This window comes from Micromonospora sp. GCM10011541, from assembly GCF_042650725.1.
Lineage (GTDB): Bacteria > Actinomycetota > Actinomycetes > Mycobacteriales > Micromonosporaceae > Micromonospora > Micromonospora sicca.
Genome location: NZ_JBHSBP010000012.1, coordinates 83,463 through 103,131, shown reverse-complemented (window position 1 = coordinate 103,131; position 19,669 = coordinate 83,463). Strand labels below are relative to the sequence as shown.

Sequence of the window (19,669 nt, the reverse complement as noted above, 5' to 3'; positions counted from 1 at the left end):
TTCCTCGATCAGCCCGAAGGCCGGGTACGGCCGCGTTCCGGCCAGGATTGTCAGTTGGTCTGCGCGACTCCGGTCGAGGCACGCACGAGCAGTTGGGTCGGCAGTTCCCGGCGGGCGTTGCGTACGCCCTCGGGTTGCTCCAGCAGTGAGATCAGCAGGTCCACGGCGGCGCGCCCGGCCTGCGCCTTGCTGAGTGAGACCGTGGTGAGCGCCGGTGCGGACATGGCCGACATCTGGATGTCGTCGATGCCGATCACGCTCATGTCCTCGGGCACCTGGACGCCGCGGTCGCGCAGCCGGCCGAGCAGACCGAGTGCCATCAGGTCGTTGTAGGCGATGACCGACGTGACGCCGGAGGCGATGATGAGATCCGCCGCGGCGACCCCGCCTTCGAAATGGGGCGGGAAGTGACCGGCCACGACCAATTCCATGCCGGCCGCGGCGGTCGCGGCACGCAGGCCGCGGAGCCGGTCTCGGGACGACCAGGAGGTACGCGGCCCGCCTACCCAGGCGACCCGTCGGTGGCCGAGCGCCTGGAGATGAGCGACCGCCTGCCGCATGCCGTCCACGTTGTCGAAGACGACCGACGGAACGCTGCCGAAGCGGCGGTTGACCATGACCAGGGTGGTGCTCTCGCACAGGTCGCGGATCTCTTCCTCCCGGGCCCGGGGAGAGCAGAGGATGAGGCCGTCCACCTGCTTGCCGAGGACCCGGATGAGTCCGACCTCGGCCGTCGGGTCCTCGTCCGTGTCGGCGAGGAACACGGCGTAGTCCGCCTCCCGCGCCCTGGCCTGCACGCCCTTCACGACGCTCGGGAAGAAGGGGTTGGCCAGGTCCGGCACGATCAGGCCGATGTTCCCGGTGCGGCCGGTGATGAGACCCCGGGCGGCGCGGTTGGGCGCGTAGCCCAGCCGCTGGGCCGCCCGGAGTACGCGTTCACGCGTCGTCGGGTTGACCATCTCGGGCATCGACAGGGCGCGGGACACGGTGGACGGTGAGACGCCCGCCTCGCGAGCCACCTCTCGGATCGTTGCTCGCACGGCCCCACCTCCTCCGCCGGTGAACGACAACCGTCAGTCTGAAACCGTTTGCAGTTACATGTCAATACTCGGTTGCGTAGATGTTTCGGAACGTTGAACGCCTCTCGCCTTGTAGCCGAGGGGCCCTAGTGCAATCCTTTGCAGGACCGGTTCGACGAGGCGCCAAAGGAGAGTTGCGTGGCACAGCTGCGTCTGCATCCCGACCGAGCCCTGCCGGCAGGGCAGGACGTCCGACCCGTCGCCCGCCGGATCTACCAGGCCACCCGTGAGCTGTCGCTGCTGTGCATGCACGGGCACGTGGACGCGGCCGTGTTCGCCGACGACCAGCGCTTCTCCGATCCGGCCCAGCTGCTGGTGGTGCCCGACCACTACGTCACGCGGATGCTGGTCTCGCAGGGCGTGCCGCTGGAGCAGCTCGGAGTGCCCCGCATGGACGGCGGTCAGGTGGAGGCCGATCCCCGGGAGATCTGGCGGCGCTTCTGCGCCCACTGGCACCTGTTCCGCGGCACGCCCAGTCGGTACTGGCTGGAGCACGAGATCGCCGAGGTTCTGAAGATCGACATCGCGCCCGGTCCCGACACCGCCGACGAGCTGTACGACCTCATCGACGCCCGGCTGGCCGAGCCGGGTTTCCGGCCGCGGGCGCTGCTGGACGCCTTCAACATCGAGCTGATCTCCACCACGGACTCCGCCACCTCGACGCTCGAGGACCACGCCAGGCTGGCCGTGGCAGGGCTCGGCGCACGGGTGGTGCCGACCTTCCGGCCCGACGCGTTGACCCATGTCGGGCACGCCGGCTGGATCCGGCAGGTGCGGCGACTGCGGGAGCTCTCCGGCGTGGACACCGGGGACTACAACGGATTCATCGCGGCTCTGCGCAGTCGCCGGGAGACCTTCGCCCTGGCCGGGGCGCGCGCCACTGATCACGGCCACCTCACCGCCGCCGCCGAGCCGCTGCCGGTCGCGCAGGCGAGGCGGGTCTACGCCGAGGCGTGCCAGGGCAGCGTGAGCGACACGGCGGCCGCCGCCTTCGCCAGCCACATGCTCTTCGAGATGGCTCGGATGTCCTGTGACGACGGCCTGGTCATGCAGATCCACCCCGGAGTGCTACGCGACCACGATCCGGCGGTCCACGCGGCCTTCGGCTCCGATCGGGGGTTCGACATCCCGGTGGCGGCCGAATTCACCCGCGCCCTCCAGCCGATGCTCAACGCCTTCGGCCGGGACCCGCACTTCCGGCTGGTGCTCTTCACCGTCGACGAGTCCGTCTACTCTCGGGAGCTCGCTCCGATCGCCGGCGTCTACCCCTCGGTACGGCTCGGCGCGCCGTGGTGGTTCCTCGACAGCCCCGACGGAATGCGACGCTTCCGGGAGTTGGTGACCGAGACAGCCGGCTTCTACAACACCTCCGGCTTCGTCGACGACACCCGGGCGTTCCTGTCGATCCCCGCACGGCACGACCTGGCGCGGCGCATCGACGCCAGCTATCTGGCCCGCCTCGTGGTCGAGCACCGGCTCTCCGAGGACGAGGCCGTCGAGACGGCTGTCGACCTGGCGTACCGCCTGCCGCAGGAGGTGTACGCACCCGCCACGTCAACCCCGACGACACGTACGTGACCGTGTGGGCCCTGAGCAGCCTTACCAGAATCCTGGCGTCCTCGCCGCGGGCGACCGCGTCGATCTCACCTGCCGGAGCGCCACGACGGGTTGCCGCTCCTGCCGGCCATGTCAGGCGGGGACGACGTAGGGGAAGGTGGTCGAGCGGGCATCCTTGGTGACGTCGGGGGTGAGTCCGGAGGTCATGCCGGTGTTGAGGACGAGGGAGAACATGACCTCTGGCGGGTTGTCGGACATGCTGCGTCCGTTGCGGGTGGCGAAGCCGTAGTTGGCGGGGGTGCCGACCTGGTACGTCAGCACGTCGGGGTAGACCGCCCGCGCCACGCTCCAGCCGTACGCCTGGGGGTCGGGCGCGGTGCCGTTCGCGGCGACGACCCGGGCGACCGCCGACGCGATCTCCTCGCCGTCCGCCCTGAGGTCCTCGCAGGGGTGCCGGACGTTGGCGGGGTTGGAGAAGTCGGTGTCGGTCGGCCAGAAGATCGGCCACATCATGGGGTGGCCGGCGCGGTTGATCTGCCGCCATCCCCCGGCGTCGGTGGCAAGCTTGGTCGCGGCCCAGACGCCGATCCGGGTGCCGTCGCCCAGCATCGGCTCGTCCCGGGAGACTTCGAGGACGATCGAGTCGACGGTCGTGCCGGCGAAGCTGTTCTTGGCGTTCTCCGGCCGCCAGGCCGAGCGGTCCAGTTCGGCGCCGTTCTTGAAGGCGTCGTTGACTGTGGCGAGTTGGTCGAGGTCGATGTAGAAGGGGTCGGTGATCCGCCCGGCCCACATCCGCAGGTTCCCGCCGCTCACCTCCTCGCCGGTCCGCCCTCGGGCGAGCTGGGTGCCGGTGGCGCCGTCGTCCCGGGCGTCCGCGCCGGTGAGCGCGTGCAGCGTCAGCTCCTGCTTCCCCTGACCGTCCGGTTCGCCGAAGGCCACCCGGTAGGTCAACTCCTCGAGCTCCCCGCCGTTGATGTGGATCTTGAATTCGTACCGCGCCTCGGCGTGGAATCCCCGCTTGATGTCGGCCCTCGTGACCGAGCTGTTGACGTCCATCACGAAAACGGTGCCCTGCTCGCCGTTGAAGACGAAAAGATCGTTGAGGTAGAGCTGGCCACTCTGGGCGGCAAGCGGAGTATCAAGGTGATGCGACATCGACTGCTCCCGAAATTGCACATCTGGTCAATCGGAGCTTATCTACGCAGAGCGCCGATAAGCCCCGCATTTCGGGATTAGGTGACCAGCCGATGACGACGAGCAGGGTAGCCGAGCTGCTGCGGAAACCCGGGGACCCCCAGCGGGCGACGTTCCTGGAACTGTTCTTCGACCTCGTGTTCGTGCTCGCGTTCACCCAGCTCTCGCACGGGCTGATCCAGCACCTCGACTGGGCCGGCGCCTTCCGGACGCTACTGGTCATCTCGATCATGGGCGGCAGCCTGGTGATGGCCGCCGCACTGCCCGGCGCGTTCGGCGACACCGGCCTGGTCTTCGCCGTCGTGTACTTCGCCATCCAGCTCGGCCGCAGCATCTTCCTCCCGCACGGTACGACGCGTGGCCTGCTGTGGACGCTGGCCGTGGCCGTGGAGTACGGCGCATTCGTGCTCCACTACCCCACGCCCGGGCTCGGCCGCTCGCGCGAGTCGGAACTGCCGGTCGTGGCCGAGCACCTGTCCGAGCGCTACCGGCAGTTCTTCATCGTCGCTCTCGGCGAGTTGATCCTGCTCACCGGACTGGCGGTCACCGGCACCGGCTTCACGACCGACCGGACGGCGGCGATCGTGGTGTCGTTCGCGACCACGGTGCTGCTGTGGCGGATCTACATCCACCGCGCCGGGCAACTGTTGCCCGCGGCCATCGCCGCGGTCCCCGACCCGGACCGCCTTGCCCGATCGGCCTCATACGCCCACCTGGTCATGGTGGCCGGCATCGTCGTCACCGCCGTCGGCGATCAACTCGTCATCGTCCAGCCCCTCGGACAGACCCGACCGGCCTGGATCGCCGTCATCCTCGGCGGACCCGCGCTGTTCATGGCCGGACGTGCCCTCCTCGAATACGAGGTGTTCAAGCGCGTACCCCGAGATCGGCCGGTCGCGCTGTTCGTGCTGGCCGCCATGTCGCCGGCGATGCTCCTCGTACCGCCGCTCCTGGTCGCCGTCGCCGCCACCCTGGTCCTGGCCCTGAACGCCGTCTCCGACGCGACCCGCGCCCGACGACGCCCACCGAGCCACCGTGGCCACCAGGCGGACCATCGCGACGGGTAGGGTCCCGCTGCGGTCGGTCCAGAGCCCCGACGCGGCTCAATCTTCTCTTATCGCAAACAAAGGGAAGTATCGATCCCGGCGCGTTTCCTGGACGGCACGCGACCGGTTGTACCGGGCGTGACGGCGACATCACCCGCCATCGACACGATCCCGTCGGCCACCCTGCCCCGATGGCGCATCACCTGGGCGGAACGCGAGAACGACCGGCGACGCCGCGCGCACCACGCCGAGACCGAGGCCTGGGTGCGGCGCAACGACCAACTGATCCGGCTGCAGATCGAGGCCGGGACGTTCCTCGGGTACGCGCAGCCGCGTACCGGCCTGCCGGTCGACCTCGACGACGACGAGGTCATCTACCGGGTGCTGCCGGCCGCGGAACTGGTCGAGGCCGAGGCACGGCACGGTTCCGGCCTACCCACGCCGGGGCTCACCGTCGCCATCACCAGCATCGACGCACCCGGCCGAACCCTGCCCAGAGGTCTGCGGGTCGTCGACGCCGGCATGGCCGTCGTGACCGACCGTCGGGTGGCCTTCGCCGGGCGCGAGAGCCGGCGGGAGTGGGCGTACGCGGACATGGTGGGGCCCGCACACCACCCCCACACCCCGATCACCCTGCTGCACAGCACCGACGGAAGTCGGCTCACCGGGCTGCTGGTGCCGACCGCCGCGACCGTGAACTTCCGCTTCTACCTCACCCTCGCCTTCGCCGCCGCAGCCGGCCAACGCGCCGCCGTCGCCGCGCAGATCGACGCCCTGCGGGACGCCCACCGGCGCGCGCGGCCGACGCCACCGCCACCGGCCGAACCGGAGCACGCCCCGCTGACCGCGCTGCGTCCCGATCGCCGGCTGGCCACCGCCGCCGCGGTCGTCGCGTTGACCTTCGCGACGGTGCCCGTCGGCGCGTTCGGCGCGGAGCGCGGCGGCCCGCCGTACCGGGCGAACGCAGGCGCCGGCGTCGCCACCACCGGCGCGCCGCACACCATCGGCGCCGCCGCCCAGAAGAGCCTCGACGAGTCGACGACACCGGACAGCTCTGCGCCCGCGTCGCCGGCCGGCGAGTCGCCCACTCCGCCGACCGGTGCCGGGTCGGGTGTAGCCGGAAGGGTCCTGCGCCCGCGCACGCCGAGCCGGGCCACCTCCGCCGCGCCGACGGTCACGGTCACGGTTCGGGCTGCCCGCCCGACCGCGACCGCCGGGCCGGCCCCGACCACCCCTGCTGCGCCGACCACCGGCCCGGCCCCGACCACGACGCCGCCCCGGAGCACGGATCCGACCACCGACCCGACCACGGGTCCGGCCCCGACCACCGGGTCACCGTCGCCGGAGCCCGTTCTGATCAACCTCTGTCTGGACCCGCTCCGGCTGCCACTGGCGGAGCGGCTCCTCTGCCCATGAGCGACCCGATGAGTCATCGCGCGGGCGTCGCGCGACGGGAGATCGCCCGAAGTCAGCCCGGCGCAGCGGGAAGCCCCAGCTCAGGATGTCGTTCCCGAGCTGGGGCTGCGTTGCCGCCCGCGGCCGGGCGCTCCGCTCGACGTTCAGGTGCGCGGCGCGGCCACGGCGGCCTGGGCGTCGATGATCCCCCAGCCGTACAGCGGCGAGTAGACGCCGCGCAGGCCGACGACCGGGGTGCGGGCGGTCGACATCAGCACCGAGTACACGTTGTCGAGGCTGCGCCCCTGGGCGAAGAGCAGGGCCGCGACTCCCGACACGTACGGCGTCGCCATCGAGGTGCCCGCGTAGGCGTCGTAGTCCCCCTGTCCGCAGCTCGCCGAGCCGGCGCCGACCGGGACGCTGGACCACACGTCGTCATCGCAGTTGACCAGGCCGGCGCCACCGGGGGCGGCCACCGCCTTCAGGTCAGCCTTCACGCCCAGGTTCGAGTACCACGCCTTCACCTCGTTGCGGTCGGTGGCGGCGACGCAGAGGGCGCCCGCCTCCCAGGCCGGCGTGTCGCACAGGGGCGCCGTCTCGTTGCCGGCCGCGGCGATGACGGCGACGCCCTTCGCCTGCGCGTACGCGATCGCCTCGGTGGCGGCGGACTCGAGCCCGGTGAGGGTGAGGGCCTGGGAGCCCGGCAGCGCGCCGAGACTGAGATTGACCACCTTGGCACCGTGGTCGGCCGCGTAGCGGATGCCCGCGGCGATGTCGGCGAAGCTGCCGCTGCCCGCCTCCAGCACCTTGATCGGCATGACCTTCGCGTCGGGGGCGACGCCCGCGACACCGAGACCGTTGCCGGTGGCAGCGGCCGCGATGCCCGCCACGTGGGTGCCGTGCTCGTCACCGGCGTCGGCCGTGCCGTTGGGGCCTCGCCAGTCGCCGTTGCCGCAGGAGGCCGGCCCGCAGTCGACGAAGGTGGCGCCGGGCACGAGCTTGGACTTCAGGTCCGGGTGGCTGAGGTCGACGCCGGTGTCCACCACCGCGATCACCACACCAGTTCCCGTGCTGGCTCCCCAGGCCTGTTCGGCATGGATCTGCCGCAGGCCCCACTGCTTGTCGTACAACGGATCGTTGACAGCCGCCTGCGCGGGCGTTGCGGCGACGGCCACGAGGGCGGTGGCCACCGCGGCGCCGGCGAGTAACCGGGCGATCGACATGAGATATCTCCTCAGGATGCGACAACGGTTCAGCTATGCCATCGGTGAGGAGCCGCCAGACGCAACAGCGGACGAAGGCATCGAGCCCGGCCGGTCCGCTCGGCGATCAGACCACGCAGAACTCGTTGCCCTCCGGGTCGGCCATCACCACGTGGTCGAGCCGGCCGTCCACAACATCCTCACGCAGCACCGTTGCGCCCGCTGCCACCAGCCGCTGGACCGCAGCCCGTACCCGCGGCGCCCGCACCTCCCAGGGCACCCCGCGCCCGCCGCCGGCCTGAATGTCGAGGTGGATCCGGTTCTTGGCCACCTTCGGCTCAGGAACCCTGAGGAACGAGATCCGCGGTCCCCGCCCGGCCGGGTCCTCAAGATAGGCGGCGTCGCCCCACTCGTCCTCGGCAACGCCGAAGTGGCGGAGGAACGCTTCCCAGTCGGCGAAGCCCGACGGCGGCGCCGCGTCGACGTAGCCCAGCGCCGTCTTCCAGAAGGCGGCCAGGGCCGGTGGGTCCGCGCTGTCGAAGGTCATGGTCCACGCCTCGGCCATCTGGTCAGCTTTCACCAGCCACTTCCCCAGGGCAACCGGCACGCGGCCAGCTTCGGTCGGACCATCGTCGGTCGCCACCGGTGGTCGCCGGCGACGACGGCGTACCGGGAGCGACAGCGGCTACCGCGGGGCAGGTGGCGGCGACAGCCGGGGCACGATCTGGCGGATCGTCGGCCCGCTCGGATCGTGGTAGTCGAGAACGATGTCCGGGTCCGGGTCGGCATCCGGGTGCGGGTCGCTCGGTTGCCGGTGGGAGTCGTCCGTCGCCGATGCGGTCGGGGCATCGGTGGTGACGCGGATGGTGACGCGGCAAACCTCGTCGGGGCCCGGCGCGCACGCCCCACAGGTGATCACCATGACCGTCGAGTGGCCCGGCGCGGGATCAGCCGACTGCCGGCGGTCGACGCCTGCCGGAGTCGGTGTGGAGGCTACGCAGCGGCCGGCCCGGCCCCGGGCGTGCAGCGCACGGGTCAGGTGACCGACGAAGGTGACCTGCGAGTCAGGGCAGACCACCGCAACTCGCAGACCCCTGCCGGCCGCCGCGGCCACGAGCACATCGGCAACGGTCGCCAGCACCACACGCTCGCGTGCGATCGCGGACAGCTCAAGCACCATGACGCCCCTTCGACGCGGGCTGACCGGCGCCGACTCCCACGGACTGCCACCGGCCACGGTTCCGCCCGATTCAGATGTCGCCAGCGCGGAAACCGGCCACCGCGTCGGTTGCCTGGTCGACTTCCATCCCTGCCACCAACGCAGGCGGCGTGATCGCGGCCACCGTTACATTCACCTGCGTCCCCTCCGCAATCGGCGGTGACCGTCACGCCGCGATCGCCTTCTCCGAACTACCGGTTCGCTCCGCCTCGCTGGGCTCGGAGAGCGAAACCGATCAGCCCCTCTGCCAGGTTCTGAGAGGGGATGATCAGGAGGTGCGGAAGCGTCCGGCGATCTGGCCGAAGGTGGGCAGGCCCAGGTGGATGACTGAGGGCTTGAGAGCGGCATCGAGTTGAGCCAGCTTGTCCTCTGCGCCCACCTGCACGGGTAGGGTCTGACTTTTGTCATGAGTACCCGTGCGTGACGCATCGAGCGTCATGACCAAGCGCACTGTGGCCGGGCCTGTTCCGTCGATGAGACTCGAGTCCGTCGCCGGAGGAGGCAGCCGGCCGAGTTCGCGAGGGGAGTCGTGACGGTGGACGAGCGCTACGACAGCTACTGCGCCGCGGATCGGCTGTTCTACGACTCGCTCGGCAGCGCGGTCGCGCAGCCGGCCTTCCCGGCCGCCGAGCGGCCGGTCCCGACCGGCTGGCGACGCGAGCCGCTCGACGACTGGCTGATCTACGCGCCCGAGGGCGGCTCGCTGCCGCAGCAGGGCTGGAAGATCCACGTGTCCGCGGGCCTGGCGAACGCCGAGCGGGTGCTGGACGCCGTCTGGGCGTACTGCGTCCCCCGTGGCCTGTCCTTCAAGTTCCTGCGCGGCCCCCGCACGCTGCTGCTGCGCAACTCCAAGTACGCCGCCCGCGCCGCCAGCGGCAAGTTCATCACGGTCTACCCCCGCGACGACGCGGAGCTGGAGCTGGCCTGCAAGGAACTCGACGAACTGCTCGCCGGCGAGTCCGGGCCGTACATCCTCAGCGACCTGCGCTACGGCGGCGGCCCGGTGTACGTGCGCTACGGCGGCTTCGCCGCCCGCTACTGCCACTCCCCCGACGGCCAGCTGGTACCGGCCATCGAGAACGGCTCCGGGGCGCTGGTGCCCGACCGCCGGGACCCGGTCTTCCACGTGCCGGACTGGATCACCCTGCCCGACTTCCTCGGCCCGCACCTGGCCGCCCGGAGCGCGACCAGCACCGACGAGGTGCCCTACCGGATCGAGCGGGTGATCCACTTCTCCAACGGCGGCGGGCTGTACGTGGGCCGCGACCTGCGTACCGGCACCGAGGTGGTGCTGAAGGAGGCCCGGCCGCACGCCGGCCTGGACGCCGACGGCACCGACGCCGCCGCCCGGCTGGCCCGGGAGGCGGCCGCCCTGCGCCAGCTCGCCGACCTGCCGCAGGTGCCGCGGGTGCACGACGAGTTCACCCTCGGCGAGCACCGGTTCCTGGCGCTGGAGTTCATCGAGGGCCGCCCGCTCAACAAGGTGCTGGTCGACCGGTACCCACTGATCGACGCCGACGCGACCGACGAGGACCGGGCGGCGTACGTCCGATGGGCCCGGCACATCCACGAACAGGTCGAGTCGCTGATCGCGGCGATCCACGACCGGGGCCTGGTCTACGGCGACCTGCACCTGTTCAACATCATGGTCCGCCCCGACGACCGGGTCGCCCTGGTCGACTTCGAGGTCGCCGCGCCCATCGCCGGACACCGCCGGCCCGGCCTGCGCAACCAGGGCTTCGCGGCCCCGCGGGACCGGACCGGGCCGGCGGTGGACCGGTACGCCCTGGCCTGCCTGCGGCTGGCGCTGTTCCTGCCGCTGACCCAGCTCGTCCGGCTCGCCCCGGCGAAGGCGGCGCACCTGGCCGACATCGTCACCGCCAACCTCCCGGTGCCCCGGTCCTTCCTGGACCCGGCCGTCGAGGAGATCACCGGCTCCACCCGCGGTGGCGCGCCCGACCCGCAGCCGGCCCTCGATCCGGGCGACTGGCCGGCGGTGCGGCTGCGGTTGACCACGGCGATCCTGGCCAGCGCCACACCCCAGCGGGACGACCGGCTCTTCCCCGGCGACATCGAGCAGTTTCGCAGCGGCGGCCTCAACCTCGCCCACGGAGCCGCCGGTGTCCTGTACGCACTGGCCGCCAGTGGCGCCGGGCGCTGGCCGGAACACGAGGACTGGCTGGTGCGGCGGGCGAGCTCGCCCCCGTCCGGGACCCGCTGCGGCTTCTACGACGGGCTGCACGGTGTGGCGTACGCGCTGGAACACCTCGGGCGCCGACAGGACGCGCTGGACGTGCTCGACATCTGCCTCCGGCAGCCCTGGGACGGGCTGGACCACAGCCTGGCGAGCGGCCTGTCCGGGATCGCCCTCAACCTGGCCGAGCTGGCCGGGCGCACCGGGGAGACGTCGCTGCGCGACGCCGCGTGGCGGGCCGCCGAGCGGGTCGTCGACCGGCTCGCCGACGATCCGGGCCCCGACGTCAGCGGCGGGCGGCACCCGTACGCCGGGCTGCTGCGCGGCCGGACCGGCGGGGCGCTGATGCTGCTGCGGCTGCACGAGCTGAGCGGCGACGAGACGCTGCTGGAGCACGCCGCCACGGCGCTGCGCCAGGACCTGCGCCGGTGCGTGGTACGCCCCGACGGCGCGCTGGAGGTCAACGAGGGCTGGCGGACCATGCCGTACCTGGCGCACGGCAGCGTCGGCATCGGGCTGGTCCTCGACCAATACCTGCGCCACCGCGCCGAGGAACGGTTCACCGAGGCGAGCGCCGGGATCCGCCGCGCGGCGCGGTCACCGTTCTACGCGCAGGCCGGGCTGTTCGCCGGGCGGGCCGGCATCATCGCGTACCTCGCCGCCTCGGCGGACGACGCCGACCAGCGGCGGGAGCTCGCCGCGCAGCGGGAACGACTGGCCTGGCACGCCCTGCCGTACCGGGACGGGGTTGCCTTCCCCGGCGAGCAGCTGCTGCGGCTGTCCATGGACCTCGGCACCGGCACCGCCGGAGTGCTGTACGCGCTGGCCTGCGCGCAGCACGACCAGCCGCCGGTGCTGCCCTTCCTCGCGCCGTTGCCGGGCGCGCAGAGACTCCCCCGCGGCAGCGGGGGCGACCGGATCGACCGACCTGCGGAAAGGGGGTGACACGACATGGCGCTTCTGGACCTTCAGGGCCTGGAGATGGCTCCGGCCGACCGTACGGGTGGCGGTAGCCGGGCGAGCCTGCTGCTCTGCGGCGACAGCTCGCTCTCCGTCACGACCTGCAACTGATCGCGGGCACCACGCGGGGCCCTGGGTGGGTAGACGTGCCCACCCGGGGCAACCGCCGCCACACCGGGAGGACCGATGCAGACGTTGGCCGCGGGAGACGGGCTGCTCCGGCGGACGGTCCGGGAGGGCGGCGGCTGGACGGCCGTGCTCGCGGCGGTCGCGCTGACCGGCGCGGCCGCCGAACTGCTGCTACCCGCGGCCCTCGGCCGCGCCGTCGACGCCGCCCTTGCCGGCGGCTCCCGCTGGTGGGCGGTGTCCGCCTGCGGCCTGGTCGTCGTCCTCGTCTGCACCGACACCCTCAGCGACCTGGCCGGCGGATACGGTGCCGCGCGGGCCACCGCCCGGCTCCGCCGGCACCTGCTCCGGCACCTGTTCGCGCTGGACGTGCGCGCCACCCGCCGTCACCCGGTGGGTGATCTCGTCGGCCGGCTGGTCGGCCAGGCAGCCGACGCGGGACAGGCCGGCAACTCGGTGGTGCTGGCGGTGGTGACGGTGCTGCCGCCGCTCGGCAGCGTCGTCGCGCTCACCGTCCTGGAGCCGGTGCTGGGCGCCACCCTGCTCGCCGGTCTCGGCCTGCTCGCCGTGCTGATGCGCGCCTTCGTCACCGACGCCTCGGCCGCCACCGCCGGATACCAACGGGCCCTGGGCGCGATCGCCGGCCGACTGCTGGAGTCGCTGACCGGGGCCCGGACCATCGCCGCCGCGGCGACCATCCGCCGCGAGGAGGACCGGGTGCTGGCCGCCCTGCCGGAGCTCGGCCGACACGGCCGGCGCGGCTGGGAGCTGCTGGCCCGGGCCAGCGCGCGTACCTCGGCGGTGGCGCCGCTGTTGCAGCTCACCGTGATCGCAGTCGGCGGGTACGCCCTGACCGCCGGCTGGCTCACCCCGGGGCAGCTGGTCTCCGCGGTCCGGTACGCGGCCATGGGCGCCGGGCTGGGCGGGGTGCTCGCCACGCTGAACCATCTGGTCCGCAGCCGGGCGGGGGCAGACCGGGTCGCCGAACTGCTGGCCCGACCCGTCGTGGCCGACGGCGACCGGACGCTTCCGCCGGGCCGCGGCGGGCTCCGGCTGCGCGGGGTGAGCGTGCACGGCGATGACGGCCGGCCGATCCTGGCGGGCGTCGACCTGGATGTCCCGGCCGGCGCGACCGTCGCCGTCGTCGGGACGTCGGGCGCGGGCAAGTCCACGCTCGCCGCGGTGGCGGGACGGCTGCACGACCCGGACGTCGGTGAGGTGCGGCTGGACGGGGTGCCGCTGCGCGAGCTGGACCGGGCGGCACTGCGCCGGGCGGTGGGCTACGCCTTCGGCCGGCCGGTGCTGGTCGGTGCGACGGTCCACGACGCGATCGGGCTGGCGCTGCCGGCCGGCTCGGCGTCACCGCCGGCCGACGACAGCCCGGCCACGCCGCCGGTCCTGAGCGCGGCCCGTACGGCGGCGGTCGCCGACGTCGTCGCCCGACTGCCCGACGGCTTCCGCACCCCGCTGGAGGACACGCCGCTCTCCGGCGGTGAGGCCCAGCGGCTCGGACTGGCCCGCGCCCTCGCCGCGGAGCGCCTGCTCATCCTGGACGACGCCACGTCCAGCCTGGACACCGCGACCGAACACCGGATCGCGCAGGCGGTGGCCGGGCGGGCCGGCGAGCGTACCCGCCTGGTGGTCACTCATCGGGCCGCGACCGCCGAAGCGGCCGACCTCGTCGCCTGGCTCGACGGCGGCCGGCTGCGCGGCCTGGCTCCGCACCGGCGGCTCTGGGTGGACCCGGCCTACCGGGCGGTCTTCCTGCCGGCCGGTGACGGGTCGTGAGCGGCGTACGCCGGGTGACCTGGCGGGCGCTGCGCGCCCGAGGACGGGACCTCACCCGGCTCTGCGGCTGGTCACTGGTGGAGGCGCTGCCCGCGCTGCTGTCCGGCTATCTGGTCGCCCGCGCCGTCGACGAGGGTTTCCTGGCCGGACGCCTCCTCACCGGCCTGGCCTGGTTGGGCGCCCTCGCCGTGGCCGTACTCGTCGGCGCGGCGGCCACGGGTCGGGCGTACCGGAGCCTCGGCGCCGTGGTCGAGCCGTTCCGCGACGAGTTGGCCGGGCGGGTGGTCCACGCCGCGCTCCGCGAGGCCACCCGGGCCGGCGGTCGTCCGGACAGCGCGGCGCTGGCCCGGCTGACCCACCAGGTGGAGATCGTCCGGGACACCTTCGGTGGCCTGCTGATGGTGACCCGCGGCTTCCTGTTCGCCGCCGGCGCGGCCCTGCTCGGCCTGTTCGCGCTGGCCCCGGTGGTGGCGGCGCTGGCCGCCGCGCCGCTGGTCGTCGGCCTGGCCGTGTTCGTCACCGCGCTGCCGGCGATGGTCGGGCACCAGCGCGCGTACGTCCGAGCCGGTGAACAGCTCGGCCAGTCGGCCGCGGCCGCCCTGACCGGGCACCGGGACGTGCTCGCCTGCGGGGCGCAGGCTCGCGTCGTGGCCGACGTGGAGGTACGGGTGTCGGCACAGGCCCACGCCGAACGGACCGTGGCCCGGATGGCCGCGGTACGCAGTCTCAGCCTGGGCATCGGCGGTTGGCTGCCGCTGGTGGTGCTGCTCCTGGCCGCGCCGTGGCTGGTCGAGCGCGGCCTGAGCGCCGGCGACGTGCTCGGCGCGCTCATCTACGTCGCCACCGGGTTGCAACCCGCCCTGCACACCCTGGTGCAGGGCTTCGGCGGTGGCGGCCTGCGGTACGCGGTCACCCTGGAGAACATCCTGCGCACCTGCCCGACGCCCGACGACCACCGCCCGCCGGCCCCGGCCGTCCGGGCACCGAGCCCCGGCCGGTCGACGGGACCGGCCGGTCCGGTGCCCGCGGTGCGGATCCGCGGACTGACCTTCCGCTACGGCCTGCTCGCCCGGCCGGTACTGGAGGACTTCTCGCTGACCCTGGCCGACGGTGACCACCTCGCCGTGGTCGGACCGAGCGGCGCGGGCAAGTCCACCCTGGCCGCGCTGATGGCCGGACTGGTGCCCCCGCAGGCCGGCACCGTCCACCTGGCCGGCGCGGCGGTCGCCGGCGCCGAACCGGAGGTGCTCGCCCGGATGCGGGTGCTGGTGCCGCAGGAGGCGTACGTCTTCACCGGCTCGCTCGCCGACAACCTCCGCTACCTGCGGCCCGACGCCGACGACGCGACCCTGGAGGCCGGCCTCGACGCGCTCGGCGCCCGCGCGCTCGCCACCCGCCTGGGCGGGCTGGCCGCGCCCGTCGCGCCCGCCCTGCTCTCCGCCGGCGAACGGCAGCTCATCGCCGCCGTCCGGGCCTGGCTGGCGGCCGCCCCACTGACCATCCTCGACGAGGCGACCTGCCACCTGGACCCGGCGTTGGAGTCGACGGTCGAGGGCGCCTTCGCGCAGCGGGCAGGCACCCTGGTGGTGATCGCGCACCGGATCAGTTCGGCGATCCGGGCCCCTCGGGTGCTGGTGCTCGACGGCGACAAGCCGGTCGTCGGTACGCACGAGCAACTACTGGCCCGCTCGGCGACCTACCGACTACTCGTCGGTTGTTGGGACGACGTCCCGGTGCCGCCCGGCGCGGCGCCCGCCGGGCGGGTGTGAGCCACCGCCGCCGGGTGCTCAGATCCAGCCCGCCTCCCGGGCGACCCGCACGGCTTCCACCCGGGTACGCGCGCCCGCCTTACGGGCGATCCGACCGAGGTGGTTGCGGACGGTGCCGCGGGCGAGCCCCAGCGAAGCGGCGACCTCCGCCACCGGCGCCCCCGCCGCGGTCAACCTGAGGACCTCGATCTCGCGGCTGGTCAGCGGCCCGTCCGGGCGCAGCGCGGCGACGACGAGGTCCGCGTCGAGCACGGGCTCGCGGCGGAACAGCCGCCGGATCCCCTCCACCACCCGCTGCGGGCCCACGTCGCTGCCGAGGATGCCGACCATCCGCGTCGCGGACAGCATGCCGCGCAGCCCCCGGGCCCGGCGGGGGTGGGCGAGCACCAGGAGGGGACACGGGCCGACCGGGCCGGGCACGTCCTCGGCGATGAGGTCCAGATCGGCCACCACCACGTCAGGGCGTTGTGCCTGTACCGCCGGGCGGACCGCGTCGCCGCGATCCACCTCCGCGACCACGCTGATGTCCTCCTCCGCGGCGAGGACGCAGGACAACGCGCCCCGAACCAGGGCACCGTCCAGGGCGAGCAGGGTACGGATCACGGTGGACCTTCCTGCGCATCTCCAGCATCGATCACTCAACGTCAGCATTCAAACACGCACCTTGGAGTCCTGCACGGCGACGGGGCGGGCCCGGGACATGGCCGGCGGACCCGCCCACCGACCACTAGAACCAGCCGTCACGCCGCGCGCGCCACACCGCCTCCATCCGGTTGCGGGCCCCCGTCTTGCGCAGAATCGCCGACAGGTGGTTGCGCACCGTCCCATGCGCCAGATAAAGCCGACGGGCCATCTCCTTCACCGGAAGGCCCTCGGCAGCCACCCGCAGCACGTCCAGCTCCCGTGGGGTCAGCGGAGTCTCCGGGGGGCTCAGCACCGCCACCGCGGCAGCCGGGTCGATGGCCCGCTCCCCCGCGGCGAGTGCGCGGATCGCCCGGACCAGGTCCGGCAGCGTTCCGTCCTTGCCGAGGAGACCCCGCGCCCCGGCCGCCAGCGCCGCCTCGGCCAGGGCGGGACTCCACCGGTGACTCATCGCCAGCACGGCGCTGCCCGGCGCCTCGGCGCCGATCCTGGCCACCACTTCGACCGGGTCCGGCAGCTCCGGCGCCAGAGCCAGCACCACCACGTCCGGCCGGCAGCGCCGGACCACCGTCAACAGCTCATCGGCACCCTCCACGTCGGCGACCACATTCATGTCCTCCTCGCTCGACAGCGCGGCGCAGAGCGCACCGCGCAGCAGACCCATGTCCTCGGCCACGACAACGTGGATCACCACGTTTCTCCGATCTCGGGTACGCGTCACGACGGCCATCGGCCCCGCAACTCTCGACGGGGCGGCACGGCCGGATCGGGCGCGACAGACGGGCAGGCCTCGTCCCGCGGCACCGCCACGGTGGACGGGGCGCGGGCGCCGTTGGACCACGCCTGCGGGGCCGGCACGGCCTTCGGGCCGGCGACCGCGGGCGGGTCGTCCGGCTCAGCCGGGACGGGCGACCGCTGAGGGAGATCGTCCCTCGACGAGGACCGGCACCGGGTCCTGGAACTGGCCGGGCCGGCACCGCGACGGCCAGCCGGGCGCGCGGAGCAGTCCTGGCCCGGGCCCCGGTCCGTCCTGGACACCCGCGGCAGCCTTGTCGGCGGGTGGGACGGGCCGGCCGGGTTGTCCGGACGACGCCGACTCCGGGCACGGCCGCACGGCGCCCCGCCCGATCGGCGCGGCCGGACCCACCGGTCCGACGACGGACGCCGACGGCGGTTTCGCCATGGTCGGCGCAGCCCTCGCAAGCGCGGGCGCGGGCCTCGGGCCCCGGGGTGACTCCGAGGCGGTGAGCGGACGGGCTGTCGGGCCGGTCGCCCTACCGGAGCCCGACTCGGCCGCCGGCGCCGGGGGCGGAGCGGTCGGGCCGGGCGAGGGCGGGACTGCCGGACCGCTGACCAGGCCGAGGACGGGCGAGAGAACGGCTCCGGCGGCCCGGATGAGCGTCGCGACGAGGGACGGAATCGGCACGGTGTCCACGGCACGCACGACGTGCGGAAGCGGGGCGACAACCAGCGCCACCACAGCCGGTCGGGCCACGCTCGGCCCCGCCAGCGGTGTCGGCGACCTGGCGGGAACTCGCGGCCCCTGACGATCGGCGGCCCGCCGCCCGAGGCCGCCGGCGGAATTCTGACGCCGATCCGCACGGCGTTCGGCAGGCCGGTCGGCCGGCCTGCCACCGTCTACACCGAATGAGAGCGGGGTCCGGGTCCGGGGCGCGACCACGGACGACGCGTCCCCAGACGACGGTGTCCGGGCCGGGTGTGTCCGGTCAGGTGCGGCGGCCAGGCCACCGACGACAGCGCGCAGCAGGGTCACGGGCCGGGCCGCGCCGCCCCCCGCCGGGTGATCCCGCCGGGCCGGACGTTCTTGGCGAGCGAGCGATCCGCTCGAGTCGAGCGCGACGCGGATGTGCTGGTGGTGCTCACCGGAACCGGTGCGGTCAGCCGCGCTCGCGACGGCCGGCCCGTCGAACAGCGCAGCCACCAGGAAGCCGGCGCCCACGGCGGCCGCGATCAGGACGACCCGCCGGACGAACCGGGCCAGTCCGTCGGACGGAGGCGGCGCAGATCGCCCGGGCGCGGCTGCGGGAGCGGGTGGCCTGGCGGGACATCGCACGCGGAGACGACCTCCTTCCACCGGGAACGCTGACCCATGGTAGCGATGCGATCACGCGAACGCACTCCGTGCAGGTCGTGGTGACGGCATGTCAACGGTTGACCCGATCGGCACCGGCGGTCCTCCGCAGCGCCGACCGCGGTTGGCGTCGATCTACGGGGCCCCAGCGCGCCCGTCATGCCCGTCAGGTCCGCTCGACCAGTTCTGCCCAAGTGGGCCGAGCGTCAGGGGCTTCCGCCGTACGATGCGGCAAGTGAAATGGGCACGATCCCTCGTCGCGGTGGTGGCGACCCTGACCCTGGCCGCGTGCGACGCGGCACCGACCCGGCCGGCGGGTGGGCCCGCCCGATCCGCCTCCGTGGCGGCATCCCCGTCGCAGGCTGGACCCGCCGAGATCACGTTGGCCTTCGCGGGCGACGTGCATTTCGCCGACCGTACGGCCGGCCTGCTGGGCAACCCGGCAACCGCTTTCGGATCGATCTCCGCCACCCTGTCCAGCGCGGACCTCACGATGGTCAACCTGGAGACCGCGGTGACCACGCGGGGCACCCCGGAGCCGAAGGAGTTCCACTTCCGGGCGCCGGCGAGCACGTACGGGGCGGTGAAGGCGGCCGGCATCGACGTCGTGTCGATCGCGAACAATCACACGCTGGACTACGGCCGGGTGGGGCTGAGCGACACCCTGGACGCGGCCAGGGCCAGTGGGGTTCCGGCCGTCGGGGCGGGCGCCGACGCGGCGGCGGCGTACGCGCCGTGGATCACCGAGATACGCGGTACGACCGTGGCGTTCCTCGCCTTCAGCCAGGTCGCCGAGCTGTGGTCGTCGTGGAAGGCCACGGACACCGAGGCCGGCATCGCGATGACGCGGGACCTGAGCCGCGCTGTCGCGGCGGTGCGGGCCGCCCGGCAGCGGGCCGACGTGATCGTCGTCTACGTCCACTGGGGCGTGGAGGGCGAATCGTGCCCATCAGCCGAGGCGCGCGAGTTCGCCGGCGCGATGGCCGAGGCCGGCGCCCACCTCGTTGTCGGCACCCACGCCCATCTGCTGCTCGGCGACGGCTGGCTGGGCAGGACCTTCGTCCAGTACGGACTGGGCAACTTCCTGTGGTGGCGGGACGACGCCTACAGCAACGACACGGGGGTGCTGCGGGTGACCCTGGACGGGTCGGCGATCGTGAAGACCGAGTTCGTCCCGGCGCTGATCTCTCGGCGTACCGGCCAGCCCCGGCTCGCCGACGGGGAGGAGGCGGCCCGGATCTCCCACGAGTACGCGAACCTGCGCGCCTGCACCGGACTCGCCACGACGCCGACCGGCCAGTCGCGGTAGCCGGCCGGCACTGGCGGCTCCCCCTCTTCGACCGCTGGCTCGCCGGGATGTCCGCCGTGTGGTCGGAGGTCGAGCGCTGCCGCAGCGCCGGGGGAAA

At 73.4% G+C, this 19,669-nt stretch carries 16 protein-coding genes; 8 read left to right on the top strand and 8 right to left on the bottom strand.

The window, feature by feature from the left end; translation table 11 throughout:
- Positions 1-50: 50 nt before the first annotated feature.
- Positions 51-1,040, bottom strand: a complete 990-nt coding sequence (locus tag ACFOYX_RS07450; protein ID WP_322440435.1) for a LacI family DNA-binding transcriptional regulator — start codon at positions 1,038-1,040, stop codon at positions 51-53.
- 177 nt (positions 1,041-1,217) lie between these two features.
- Between ACFOYX_RS07450 and uxaC the strand changes: the two genes are divergently transcribed.
- Positions 1,218-2,657: a glucuronate isomerase gene (uxaC, locus tag ACFOYX_RS07445; RefSeq protein WP_322440436.1), complete on the top strand. Its 1,440-nt coding sequence runs from the start codon at positions 1,218-1,220 to the stop codon at positions 2,655-2,657.
- 111 nt (positions 2,658-2,768) lie between these two features.
- Here uxaC and ACFOYX_RS07440 read toward each other — a convergent pair whose 3' ends face one another.
- Positions 2,769-3,791: a DUF4331 family protein gene (locus tag ACFOYX_RS07440; RefSeq protein ID WP_322440437.1), complete on the bottom strand. Its 1,023-nt coding sequence runs from the start codon at positions 3,789-3,791 to the stop codon at positions 2,769-2,771.
- Positions 3,792-3,883: 92 nt separating this feature from the next.
- Here ACFOYX_RS07440 and ACFOYX_RS07435 point away from each other — a divergent pair, with 92 nt between their 5' ends.
- The gene (locus ACFOYX_RS07435; protein ID WP_322440438.1) at positions 3,884-4,897 is read left to right on the top strand and encodes a low temperature requirement protein A; all 1,014 of its coding nucleotides are present in this window, start codon (positions 3,884-3,886) and stop codon (positions 4,895-4,897) included.
- Positions 4,898-5,014: 117 nt separating this feature from the next.
- The gene (locus ACFOYX_RS07430; protein ID WP_322440439.1) at positions 5,015-6,292 is read left to right on the top strand and encodes a hypothetical protein; all 1,278 of its coding nucleotides are present in this window, start codon (positions 5,015-5,017) and stop codon (positions 6,290-6,292) included.
- A gap of 143 nt (positions 6,293-6,435) precedes the next feature.
- Here the strand turns inward: ACFOYX_RS07430 and ACFOYX_RS07425 are convergent, their stop codons facing one another.
- The 4 genes from ACFOYX_RS07425 to ACFOYX_RS07410 form a co-directional block, all read right to left on the bottom strand.
- Complete coding sequence (locus ACFOYX_RS07425; protein ID WP_322440440.1) at positions 6,436-7,494, bottom strand: S8 family peptidase; 1,059 nt, start codon at positions 7,492-7,494, stop codon at positions 6,436-6,438.
- A 106-nt stretch (positions 7,495-7,600) separates the two neighbouring features.
- Positions 7,601-8,080, bottom strand: a complete 480-nt coding sequence (locus ACFOYX_RS07420) for a VOC family protein (protein WP_322440441.1) — start codon at positions 8,078-8,080, stop codon at positions 7,601-7,603.
- A gap of 78 nt (positions 8,081-8,158) precedes the next feature.
- Positions 8,159-8,653 carry a hypothetical protein gene (locus tag ACFOYX_RS07415; protein WP_322440442.1) on the bottom strand — a complete coding sequence of 165 codons (495 nt, stop codon included), beginning with the start codon at positions 8,651-8,653 and terminating at the stop codon, positions 8,159-8,161.
- Between the two features lie 307 nt (positions 8,654-8,960).
- Complete coding sequence (locus ACFOYX_RS07410; RefSeq protein WP_322440443.1) at positions 8,961-9,131, bottom strand: hypothetical protein; 171 nt, start codon at positions 9,129-9,131, stop codon at positions 8,961-8,963.
- 90 nt (positions 9,132-9,221) lie between these two features.
- Between ACFOYX_RS07410 and lanKC the strand changes: the two genes are divergently transcribed.
- The 4 genes from lanKC to ACFOYX_RS07390 all read left to right on the top strand — a co-directional run bounded on the left by lanKC (position 9,222) and on the right by ACFOYX_RS07390 (position 15,529).
- A complete protein-coding gene (gene lanKC, locus ACFOYX_RS07405; RefSeq protein WP_322440444.1) occupies positions 9,222-11,831 on the top strand; it encodes a class III lanthionine synthetase LanKC in 2,610 nt (869 codons plus the stop codon).
- A gap of 6 nt (positions 11,832-11,837) precedes the next feature.
- Entirely contained in the window at positions 11,838-11,957 is a 120-nt protein-coding gene (locus ACFOYX_RS07400) for a SapB/AmfS family lanthipeptide (RefSeq protein ID WP_013734295.1), read from the top strand.
- 75 nt (positions 11,958-12,032) lie between these two features.
- Positions 12,033-13,760, top strand: a complete 1,728-nt coding sequence (locus ACFOYX_RS07395) for an ABC transporter ATP-binding protein (RefSeq protein ID WP_322440445.1) — start codon at positions 12,033-12,035, stop codon at positions 13,758-13,760.
- Positions 13,757-15,529: an ABC transporter ATP-binding protein gene (locus tag ACFOYX_RS07390; protein WP_322440446.1), complete on the top strand. Its 1,773-nt coding sequence runs from the start codon at positions 13,757-13,759 to the stop codon at positions 15,527-15,529. Before ACFOYX_RS07395 ends, ACFOYX_RS07390 begins: the two co-directional genes overlap by 4 nt.
- Positions 15,530-15,547: 18 nt before the next feature.
- Here ACFOYX_RS07390 and ACFOYX_RS07385 read toward each other — a convergent pair whose 3' ends face one another.
- Both ACFOYX_RS07385 and ACFOYX_RS07380 read right to left on the bottom strand, forming a co-directional pair.
- Positions 15,548-16,132: a response regulator transcription factor gene (locus tag ACFOYX_RS07385; protein ID WP_322440447.1), complete on the bottom strand. Its 585-nt coding sequence runs from the start codon at positions 16,130-16,132 to the stop codon at positions 15,548-15,550.
- 124 nt (positions 16,133-16,256) lie between these two features.
- Positions 16,257-16,862, bottom strand: a complete 606-nt coding sequence (locus ACFOYX_RS07380; RefSeq protein ID WP_322440448.1) for a response regulator transcription factor — start codon at positions 16,860-16,862, stop codon at positions 16,257-16,259.
- Positions 16,863-18,498: 1,636 nt separating this feature from the next.
- Between ACFOYX_RS07380 and ACFOYX_RS07375 the strand changes: the two genes are divergently transcribed.
- The gene (locus tag ACFOYX_RS07375) at positions 18,499-19,572 is read left to right on the top strand and encodes a CapA family protein (RefSeq protein WP_322440449.1); all 1,074 of its coding nucleotides are present in this window, start codon (positions 18,499-18,501) and stop codon (positions 19,570-19,572) included.
- Positions 19,573-19,669 lie beyond the last annotated feature (97 nt).

Bases quoted from the DNA above. Each gene is read 5' to 3' on its own strand.
- ACFOYX_RS07440 (WP_322440437.1), bottom strand. From the start codon at position 3,791: ATGTCGCATCACCTTGATACTCCGCTTGCCGCCCAGAGTGGCCAGCTC.
- ACFOYX_RS07435 (WP_322440438.1), top strand. From the start codon at position 3,884: ATGACGACGAGCAGGGTAGCCGAGCTGCTGCGGAAACCCGGGGACCCC.
- ACFOYX_RS07425 (WP_322440440.1), bottom strand. From the start codon at position 7,494: ATGTCGATCGCCCGGTTACTCGCCGGCGCCGCGGTGGCCACCGCCCTC.
- ACFOYX_RS07415 (WP_322440442.1), bottom strand. From the start codon at position 8,653: ATGGTGCTTGAGCTGTCCGCGATCGCACGCGAGCGTGTGGTGCTGGCG.
- ACFOYX_RS07410 (WP_322440443.1), bottom strand. From the start codon at position 9,131: ATGACGCTCGATGCGTCACGCACGGGTACTCATGACAAAAGTCAGACC.
- ACFOYX_RS07400 (WP_013734295.1), top strand. From the start codon at position 11,838: ATGGCGCTTCTGGACCTTCAGGGCCTGGAGATGGCTCCGGCCGACCGT.
- ACFOYX_RS07395 (WP_322440445.1), top strand. From the start codon at position 12,033: ATGCAGACGTTGGCCGCGGGAGACGGGCTGCTCCGGCGGACGGTCCGG.